Below are 9,427 nucleotides of genomic sequence, written 5' to 3'. Positions count from 1 at the left end.
ACACCCATCCAGCATCCCGGACCACCAGCCCGAACTTTAGGAGACACGCCCTAGGGCCCTATGGCCCTAACCGCCCCGGTCGTGCATCTGACACCGTGAAGACCAGAACAGTCCAGACGCCAGAAACGCATGCATTCGGCACGCCGTCGAACCCGGAAGAGGCAAGCCCATGGAAACCGGAACCCCCGTCACCGAAGCGTCGAGCGAAGACTTCGAGCCGCTGCACCGGTACTGGTCCGCGGCCAACTACCTCACGGTGGCCCAGATCTACCTACAGGAAAACCCTCTCCTGAGGGAGCCGCTGCTCCCGCGCCACATCAAGCCCCGGCTCCTGGGCCACTGGGGAACCAGCCCCGGGCTGTCGTTGATCTATGCCCATTTGAACCGCCTGATCAGGCGAACCTCAGCGGAAGTCCTGTTCGTCGCTGGTCCAGGCCACGGCGGTCCCGCCGTCGTCGCCAACCTCTATCTTGAGGGCACCTACTCGGAGATCTATCCCAAAGTTGGGATGGACCTCCAGGGACTCCGGCGCCTTGTCCGGCAATTCTCAACGCCGGGCGGGATCGCGAGCCATGTCGGCCCGGCCACTCCCGGCTCCATCCACGAAGGGGGCGAGCTTGGCTACTCCTTGATGCACGCCACGGGCGCGGCCATGGACAACCCCGGACTGATTGTCGCTTGCGTCATCGGCGATGGCGAAGCCGAGACCGGCCCGTTGGAAGCGTCATGGAAGGCGCCATCCTTCCTCAATCCGGCCCGGGACGGCGCCGTGCTGCCGATACTCCATCTGAACGGATACAAGATCTCCGGCCCGACCGTCCTCGGCCGCAAATCCGACGAGGACGTCGAAGCGCTCCTGAGTGCCCATGGCTGGGATCCGCGCACCGTCTCCGGCGAGGACCCGGTGCTAGTCCACCGCGCCTTGGCCACTGCGATGGACGAGTCTTATGGGCGCATCCGCGAACTGCAATCCACAGCGCGCAGCCAGGGCGTGCACGGCCCGGCGCGATGGCCCGCCATCATCCTGCGGACGCCAAAAGGGTGGACCGGGCCAGCCATGGTGGACGGGCTTCCCGTCGAAGGAACCTTTCGCTCCCACCAAGTGCCCCTGGCAAACGTTCGCGAGAATCCCGAACACCTGGCGCAGCTTGAGGCCTGGATGCGCTCCTACCAGCCCGAAACCCTCTTCGACAGCACAGGCCGGCTCGCCCCCGAATTGGCCGCACTTGCCCCGGGGGGCACCCTCCGCATGGGCGCAACCCGTGCCGGACGCGGCGGGACCGGGACTGTCCTTGATATCCCCGAGCTGGAACAATACGCGGTACCGGCGGCCCCTAGGGGGTCGGTCGTCCACGAAACCACCCGGCCGCTCGGGGAACTACTCCGGGACATCTACGTCGCGACGGCCCCGGATCCGAGGTTCCGGCTCTTCTGCCCGGACGAAACCAACAGCAACCGGCTCGGGGCTGTCTTCGAGGCCACCGACCGCTGCCTCCTGGAACCGGCCAGGCCCGGCGATCATGCCCGGGCCGAAGACCACGTCTCGCCCGGAGGCAGGGTCATGGAAGTCCTCTCCGAACACCTGTGCCAGGGCTGGCTGGAGGGATACCTCCTCACGGGCCGCCATGGACTGTTCGCCAGCTACGAGGCCTTCGCGATGGTCAGCGCGTCAATGACCGTCCAACACGCCAAATGGCTCCAGCACGCGAGGGAACTTGAATGGCGAGCCCCCGTGCCTAGCCTGAACATTCTCCTGACCTCCACCTGCTGGCGCAACGACCACAACGGATTCAGCCACCAAGGGCCCGGACTGATCGACACGGTGTTGTCCCTGTCGGGCACCGTCACCCGCGTCTACCTGCCACCGGACGCAAATACCCTCCTCGTCACCGCCGACCACATCCTTCGCAGCAAGGACTACGTCAATCTGGTGGTCGTAGACAAACAACCGCACCCGCAGTACCTCACCCTGGAGGAGGCGAGGCGCCACGCCGCGGCAGGAGCGTCCATCTGGTCTTGGGCCGGGAACGAGCAGCCCAACGGCGGCGAGCCCGACGGCGCCCGGGCCGTGCCCGACGTCGTCATGGCCTGTGCAGGGGACATCCCCACCCAGGAGACGCTGGCCGCAGCCTGGTTGCTGCAAGAGCATCTGCCCGGACTCGTGGTCCGCGTTGTCAACGTCATGGATGCCATGGTCCTCCCGCCCCGCGACACCCACCCCCACGGCCTATCCGATGGGAAGTTCGAAGAACTGTTCACGGCAGACCGAGAAGTCATCATGGCCTGGCACGGCTACGCCCGGGCCCTGCACCAACTCCTGCATGGAAGACCCCGCCCGGAACGGTTCCATGTCCGCGGCTACAACGAACAAGGAACCACAACCACCCCCTTCGACATGGTGGTCCTGAACAAGATGAGCCGCTACCACCTGGTCCTGGAAGCGTTGCGTCGCATTCACCGGCAGGTCGGAGGCGCGGACGAACTGGTCGACTTCTGCCGCAGGCAGCTGGATACACATGCGCGATACATCCGGGAACACTTCGAAGACCTCCCGGAAATCCGGGACTGGTCCTGGACGCCGCACCTTCCCTAGCGGGAGGAAAAGGAAGGTGCCGTCGAGGAGAAGTGCGGAAAACTGTGACCCAACAACCAGCCCTGAACCATCCCGGTGCCGAGGCGGGCCGCTCCCCCGCTGGATCCGGGTTGTCCAGCGCCGAGGTCCTGGCCCGGACGGAAGCAGGACTCGTCAACACCGTTTCAGAGGCTCCAAGCAGAACGCTCGGGCAGATCTTCCGGGCAAACCTCCTGACGCTGTTCAACGCGATCGTGGGCTGCAGCTTCGGCCTGCTGCTTTTTCTGGGCCAGTGGAAGGATGCGCTCTTCGGGCTGGCCGCCGCGGGCAATATCCTCGTTGGTGTCGTTCAGGAATACCGGGCCAAAAAGTCATTGGATCGACTCGCGATTCTCGACGCCTCCCGCGCCCGGGTGGTTCGCGACGGCACGGCGCAGGCTGTTGACACGCAAGACGTCGTCCGCGACGACGTGCTCCTGCTGCGCGTCGGCGACCAGGTGCCCGCGGATGCTTCCATCATCGACGGCGAAGGCCTGGAACTTGACGAATCGCTCCTCACCGGCGAATCACGCCCTGTGAGCAAGGGACCGGGATCCGAGGTGCTCTCCGGCTCCAGCGTCGTCGCCGGGCACGGCAGGGCCCGGGTGGTCCGCGTCGGCGCCGACTCCTTCGCCAGCAAACTGACCGCCGAGGCCAAGCGCTTCTCCATGGTCAACTCCGAGATCCGCAACAGTCTCAACAGGATCCTCCGTTCGATCACCTGGCTCTTGCCGCCTCTCATGATTCTTGTCATCAACGGTGAAATGCAGGCGAGCGGTGGTTGGGAGCAAGCCATCACAACCGGAAGCTGGAGGACAGCTTCCGTGGGGGCGGTCGCCAGCGCCATAGCTATGATCCCGCTGGGCCTGGTGCTCCTCTCCAGCGTCGCATTCGCTGTCGGCGCGTTACGGCTCGCCCGTCAGAAAGTCCTGATCCAGGAGTTGGCGGCCGTGGAAGGCCTCGCTCGTGTGGACGTGTTCTGCCTCGACAAGACCGGCACTCTCACCGAAGGCAAGCTCGTGTTCGACGGCGTCCACCAGGCCGGTGCGTCACCGAAGCCCGGGTGGAGGCAGGTTCTAGGCTGGTTCGGAACCGACCCGCAGGCCAATGCCACTGCCCGGTGCCTTGCCGGTGCCTTTCCTCGGGCACCAGCCTTCGCCCGAGCTCGACGGTGCCGTTCTCCTCTGCACGGAAATGGAGTGCCGTCAGCTTCGGCTCAGACCAATTGGTCGGCGGCACCTGGGTGCTGGGCGCTCCGGAGATTGTCCTTCCGGAAGACACCCCAGGCACAGCTCGCGTCCTTGACGCCGCAACACGTCTGGCCTCCTCCGGCCTGCGCACCTTGGTCCTGGCCTATTTGCCCGGCCCGTTGCCGGCACGGGATGCAGCGGAGGATCAACCGCCGGCCGATTGTGCCCCGATATGCCTGCTGACCTTCCGGGAGAGCGTACGCCCGGAAGCTGCAAAGATCCTTGACTATTTTCGTGAGCAGAACGTGGAGGTGCGGATCATCTCCGGCGACGATCCCCGCACCGTTGCCGCCGTCGCCCGCGAGGTCGGACTGGACGCGGAATACGGGTACGACGCGCGGGAATTGCCGGCTCATCCGGACCTGATGCTGGAAGCTCTAGAAGACTACGTCGTGTTCGGGCGCGTCACCCCGAAACAGAAGAAAGATATGGTCCTTGCACTGCAGCGCGGAGGCCATACTGTCGCGATGACCGGGGACGGGGTCAACGACGCGCTGGCACTCAAGGAAGCGGACATAGGTATCGCCATGGACTCCGCCGCGGCCGCCACCAAGGCAGTGTCCCGCATTGTCCTCCTGGATGGACGCTTCGACAGGCTTCCCGGCGTGGTCGCGGAAGGCAGGAGGGTCATCGCGAATATTGAACGGGTTTCGGTCCTGTTCCTTAGCAAGACGGCCTACGCCATCATCCTCTCCGCCACCTTCGGAGCACTTCTGTGGGACTTCCCGTTCCTGCCGCGCCAACTCTCCGCCACAGACGGCCGCACCATCGGAATTCCGGCGTTCTTCCTTGCACTCATGCCCAATAACCGCCGTTACGCCCCCGGATTCCTCAAACGCTCCCTCTCCTTCGCCGTGCCTTGCGGGTTCGTCGTTGCTGCCGCCGTCTTTGCCGTCAACGTCTACGCAACGGCGGTCGGTGCGCACACACTCAGTGCCACACGCACAGCCTCGGTCGTCGCGCTCTCACTCGCGGGTCTATGGATACTCGCAGCCAGTTCGCGCCCGCTCAACCCGATACGCGCGTGCATCATCGGGGCGATGTACCTCGGCTTGGTCCTTGTGTTGAGCGTGCCTCTGCTCCAGGACTTCTTCGGTTTGGAATGGCCCCCGAACGATCTTCTCCTGACGGCGCTTGGCAGCGCGCGCGGCGGAATCCTCGCTATCGAAGCCCTGCACCGGTTCCACAGCCGGAGCTACGCACGGAAATAGCCGCAGACCCGGCGGGAATCCTGTTCACGGCCGGCGCCGTAGAGCAGCACGGCGAGCCGCTAGCTCCGTTTCGTCAATCTCGCCCCTGGCGAAGCGCTCATTGAGGATACGCTCGGAATCATCATGGGGCGGCCCTTGGAAACCCCGTCCGCCCGCGTGGCTCCCGTGCAGCAGGAGGAGCACCAAGGTGGCAATGCCACCCCAGAACAGCAACATCATCAGCCCCATGGCGATCCAGCCGCCGATGCCGACGCTTCCACCCCATCCATACATCATGGCCAATTTCCCTTTGAACTGGATTGCGTACCTGCGTCCAGTGTCGCTCGTTTCCGGCCCCTCCCACAGGGCATTTAGTCACACCGCCGGGCCTTTCGGCCCTACAGCAGGAGAAGTGCCCCCAATAGGCTGCTGGGAGTTGCAGGTCTTCATACCCGCGATCGTGTGCCCGAAAGACGAGCTAGACGACATAGGAGCAGACATGTCACTCCCCAGCATGGACGCAGGCCGCGTTGACGGCGGACTGCACGTCGCGGAAGAACTCAGCCAGGAACAGTGCTGGGACCTCCTGCGCTCAAACACGACCGGCCGCTTCGGCTTTGTTGAACAAGGCAGGGTGGTGATCCTCCCCGTGAATTATCTGGTCGATGGCCAGTCCATTTACTTCCGTACGGCCGGGGATGGATCGATCGCCGAGGCGGTCCCGTCGCTCGGGTCGTCCTTTCAAATCGACGATTCTCGTGCCGAGCGGAGCGAGGGTTGGTCGGTGCTGGTCAGCGGGGCCTCGACACGTGTTGAGGACGAGGATCTGCTGAACCGGCTCTGGGGAAAGGTCATGGCCGAGCCGTGGGCCGGCGGAGCACGGAACCTCTTTGTCCGGATCCAGGCACACAGGGTCACCGGACGCCACGTGCACCTGGAGTGAGCCGCACCTGGAGTTGAACCCGGGCCATTCCACCTTCAAACACCCTTACGGGTAAGGAGACCATGGGTACCGCGGAAGAAATCATCGTCGGATACGACGGGTCCGCCGAAGCTGTCCCGGCCATCCGTTGGGCTGCCCGCCAGGCGGCTCAGCGGAACTGCGGACTGCACCTGGTTCACAGCTCCCTGTGGCCCGCAATCACCCACGACCTCGGTCCGGTGCCGGGCGTCGAAGGCAGCGGGTTGCGACGCGCGGCCGAGGACGTTCTGACCGAGGGCGTGGCACGGGTCAACGACGCGGTTCCTGGATTGGCTGTCAAAACGACGCTGTTCTATGGGTGGCCGGCCGAACACCTCAGGACCCTCTCTACCGGCGCCGCATTGGTGGTCGTCGGCACCCGGGGCGCAGGAGGATTCATGGGGCTGCTGATCGGCTCCGTCAGCCTGGAACTCGCGGCAACAGCCGATTGCCCGGTTGTTGTCGTCCGCGACGGGGAACACGCCGGTGGGCCGGTCGACGTCGGCGTCGACTTCGATGATTGGGAACTACCGCTTCGGCATGCCCGAACCCTGGCAGCGTTGGCGGGTGCACCCCTTCGAGTGGTGCATGTCCGCAAGAATCACTGGATTCCGCGCCCCATCTCTGACGAGGGCATCCAGACTCGGGACCAAGCAGAACCCCGCGTCCAGGCGCTTCTCGACTCCGCGGCGCGGAACGCCCACGAAACCATTCCGGGCCTTGATCTCCAGATAAGATCTCCGATCGGCACGTCCATCCCGGGCACTCTTTTGGCGGAGGCTCAGGATGCCTCCGTCATCGTCGTCGGGACCAGAGGACGCGGGCTCGTTCGGGGCACCATCGGTTCGGTCGCCCACGCTGTGCTTCATCACGCCAGCTGCCCGGTCATGGTGGTGCGTCGGCCAACCCCGGACACCCCGTGAAGCAGATGTTGTTCAGTACAAGTCGCTGGGGACCAGATCGTCGTCTTCAGGTCCCCGGTGAATGCGCCTCCCGGTGATCGACGTCGGGACGATCTCAACGAAAACCCGCTTCTTTGTAGAGGTCAATTGTTGGCGCGGAATCCTTTCGGCAGCTTCGATCTCGGCACCGGACTCCAATTGCCGTGCCGTGCCTTTGACCACGACGCTCCAGACGGATTGCCTACCGACCCCGTCGGCCTCCAAGGCGACTTTGTCGTTGATCGTGAGCGCAAACAGCTTCTCCCCGGGATTCGTCCGGAGGAGGATTTTCCCGTCGTGGGCAACGAAATTGATCGGATAGATCTCGGGTTCGTTGGCGATGCTCAATGCCAACCGCCCCAACGTCGCACCCAAAAGGATATTCCAGCATTCTTCCTCGTTCAGGACTTCCACGGGGTTTGCGGTATCCGGTGACATGGCAGATCCTTTCGATGTGCGGCATTCCAAGCCATTCCAGCATGCACGCGGCCCGCACCATCCAATAGGGCCCTTGGACCCGTGTCTGTTGGCCCGCAAGCTTGTAGCGTCCATATATAGGAAGGCTTCCCATCCAAGGTTCGCCTTTCATCGAAAGAGGCCGTGATGCTCGGAATAAGACAGGCGGATGCCGGAATGCCGGATACCGGAATCTATTTCCAGTGGGGTGATTTCCTGATCCAATTCGGCAATCTGGTGGTCATTGCCACGATGGTCGTGTTGTTCATTCTCGCTTTGGTTCTTCCGTTCCCAGGCCGAAGGAGCCGGAAATGACCGTCCACCGCGGTCCGGTCCCGACTGCCGACGACGGCGAACCACGGTTCTCCACCTGGACGGGAAAAGCCCGGGGCTGGGCGCTACGCCGGCTGCCGCCGGACAAGCTGCTTCCCGAAGACCAGCCGAGTTACGTGTCGTCCTGGATTTACGTCTTCGGCATGGGCGCCGTTGCCGCGTTTGCCTACATCCTCGGTTCCGGTGCCGTACTTGCGCTGAACGGACCCACGTGGTTCCATGCCTCGGCTTTCGGGCGTTTCATCAACAGCACCCATTTGTGGAGCGTTGAACTGTTCTTCATGTTCATGGTGATCCACCTCTGGGGCAAATTCTGGATGGCTGCTTGGCGGGGCGGGCGCGTGCTGACCTGGATCACCGGGATGCTCGCGTTCGTCGTCTCAATCGTCACGGCCTTTACCGGATACCTCCTTCAAACCAATTTCGACTCGCAGTGGATTGCCTTCCAAGCCAAAGACGCCCTCAACGCGGTCGGTGTAGGGGCATGGTTCAACGTCGCCGATCTGGGCCAGATACTCATGTGGCACATCACACTCCTCCCGCTGGCCGTCGCCGCCATTGTCGCCCTCCACGTTGTTCTCGTGCGGATGCACGGAGTGGTGCCCCCGTTGGAGGCCGCGGCATCCGATGCCCAGCTACGCTCAACAGCGCCAAACCCGGCCACTGAGAGCGAGGACACGAAGTGAGCAAGTCCCTAGCGTCAACGTCGTGGCGCGCACGAAACGACATCGCCAGCAGGCCATGGCCAGGCACGACGCGCGAATACGACCTGTTCAAGGAACTTGTTGTCGGGCTGGTGGTTGTTGGCCTGCTTGTCCTGGGACTCTCTGCGGTTTTCAGCTCGCCGGACGAACCTACGGTGACCCTGAAGTCATGGGCCGTGGCCGACCCCGCGGACTTCGTGGCAACAGCCACCACCGAACTCGGAGGCACCAGCGGCACCGCGGGATATGGACCGCCCTACAATTCGACGCCCGATGCCACCCAAAAATTCGGCCCTATCGACCTGCAGAGCCTTTCCGGCGTACGGCTTCCGATCGACACAGCCAACGACTTCGTCATCGGCCCGCTCCAAACCCTGCCGACACCCCCGGCAGCGATCGACGAATGGACGAAGGCAAGCGACGCCCAACACACTGCCTGGACCACCGCGTACGGGGACGCACTCAGCAAGGCCCCGGACAACGACCCGGCGAAAGTTCCATCCGGCGACTACGGCCCGGTGCCGGCCCTCACCGGAGCCCTACTGGCCATGGCGCAGCAAGGCACCCTTGATCCGGTCCTGAGCGCAAAAGGCTCGTTCTACAACGCCGACTACAAAGCCAGCATCCTGTTCCTCGGCGACGGCAGCTACTTCCCCGGACTCGCCGACGCCCAGCATCTGACGGGAGACCAGTGGGGAATGATGAATGAAACCGGGAACTACCCCGGCCAGTCGTGGCTGTGGCTCTTCTCCGCCCTCTATCAACTGGAACCCTTCAAATCATCGCCGAGCGCAGATGTCCTCGTCGTGTTTTCCATGGTGATCCTGACACTCCTCCTGACCCTTGTGCCTTTCATCCCCGGACTCAGGTCGCTTCCCCGCCGCATACCCCTACACCGGCTGATCTGGCGGGACTACTACAAGCACCGCTAGACCAACGCACGAACTGCGCTGGAAAACAAGGGCCTTTCGGTCATTCAAA

The 9,427-nt window shown here is 63.7% G+C and carries 9 protein-coding genes; 7 read left to right on the top strand and 2 right to left on the bottom strand.

Going from position 1 to position 9,427, the window contains the following annotated elements:
• The first annotated feature begins 169 nt into the window (after nucleotides 1-169).
• The 3 genes from QRN52_RS10115 to QRN52_RS10105 are packed head-to-tail and all read left to right on the top strand — an operon-like array spanning nucleotide 170 to nucleotide 5,072.
• Nucleotides 170-2,593, top strand: a complete 2,424-nt coding sequence (locus QRN52_RS10115; protein WP_284752603.1) for a phosphoketolase family protein — start codon at nucleotides 170-172, stop codon at nucleotides 2,591-2,593.
• A 44-nt stretch (nucleotides 2,594-2,637) separates the two neighbouring features.
• Nucleotides 2,638-4,044: an HAD-IC family P-type ATPase gene (locus tag QRN52_RS10110; RefSeq protein WP_284752602.1), complete on the top strand. Its 1,407-nt coding sequence runs from the start codon at nucleotides 2,638-2,640 to the stop codon at nucleotides 4,042-4,044.
• Complete coding sequence (locus QRN52_RS10105; RefSeq protein ID WP_284752601.1) at nucleotides 3,954-5,072, top strand: HAD-IC family P-type ATPase; 1,119 nt, start codon at nucleotides 3,954-3,956, stop codon at nucleotides 5,070-5,072. Before QRN52_RS10110 ends, QRN52_RS10105 begins: the two co-directional genes overlap by 91 nt.
• A gap of 24 nt (nucleotides 5,073-5,096) precedes the next feature.
• On the opposite strand, the gene QRN52_RS10100 is transcribed toward QRN52_RS10105, so the two are convergent.
• The gene (locus tag QRN52_RS10100; RefSeq protein WP_284752600.1) at nucleotides 5,097-5,348 is read right to left on the bottom strand and encodes an SHOCT domain-containing protein; all 252 of its coding nucleotides are present in this window, start codon (nucleotides 5,346-5,348) and stop codon (nucleotides 5,097-5,099) included.
• 202 nt (nucleotides 5,349-5,550) lie between these two features.
• Between QRN52_RS10100 and QRN52_RS10095 the strand changes: the two genes are divergently transcribed.
• Together QRN52_RS10095 and QRN52_RS10090 are read left to right on the top strand one after the other, a co-directional pair.
• Nucleotides 5,551-5,994, top strand: coding sequence for a pyridoxamine 5'-phosphate oxidase family protein (locus QRN52_RS10095; RefSeq protein WP_284752599.1), 444 nt, complete (start codon nucleotides 5,551-5,553; stop codon nucleotides 5,992-5,994).
• Between the two features lie 62 nt (nucleotides 5,995-6,056).
• Complete coding sequence (locus QRN52_RS10090) at nucleotides 6,057-6,935, top strand: universal stress protein (protein ID WP_284752598.1); 879 nt, start codon at nucleotides 6,057-6,059, stop codon at nucleotides 6,933-6,935.
• A gap of 12 nt (nucleotides 6,936-6,947) precedes the next feature.
• Here the strand turns inward: QRN52_RS10090 and QRN52_RS10085 are convergent, their stop codons facing one another.
• On the bottom strand, nucleotides 6,948-7,391 hold the full coding sequence (locus QRN52_RS10085; RefSeq protein ID WP_284752597.1) for a pyridoxamine 5'-phosphate oxidase family protein: 444 nt from the start codon (nucleotides 7,389-7,391) through the stop codon (nucleotides 6,948-6,950).
• A 329-nt stretch (nucleotides 7,392-7,720) separates the two neighbouring features.
• Between QRN52_RS10085 and QRN52_RS10080 the strand changes: the two genes are divergently transcribed.
• Complete coding sequence (locus QRN52_RS10080; RefSeq protein ID WP_284752596.1) at nucleotides 7,721-8,428, top strand: cytochrome b N-terminal domain-containing protein; 708 nt, start codon at nucleotides 7,721-7,723, stop codon at nucleotides 8,426-8,428.
• The gene (locus QRN52_RS10075) at nucleotides 8,425-9,378 is read left to right on the top strand and encodes a hypothetical protein (protein ID WP_284752595.1); all 954 of its coding nucleotides are present in this window, start codon (nucleotides 8,425-8,427) and stop codon (nucleotides 9,376-9,378) included. Before QRN52_RS10080 ends, QRN52_RS10075 begins: the two co-directional genes overlap by 4 nt.
• The last annotated feature ends 49 nt before the right edge of the window (nucleotides 9,379-9,427 follow it).

Origin of the sequence: Arthrobacter sp. efr-133-R2A-120 (assembly GCF_030209835.1) — a bacterium.
Classification (GTDB): Bacteria; Actinomycetota; Actinomycetes; order Actinomycetales; family Micrococcaceae; genus Arthrobacter.
The sequence above is the reverse complement of the archived record's forward strand: the minus strand, read 5'-3'. Positions and strand labels throughout refer to the sequence as shown.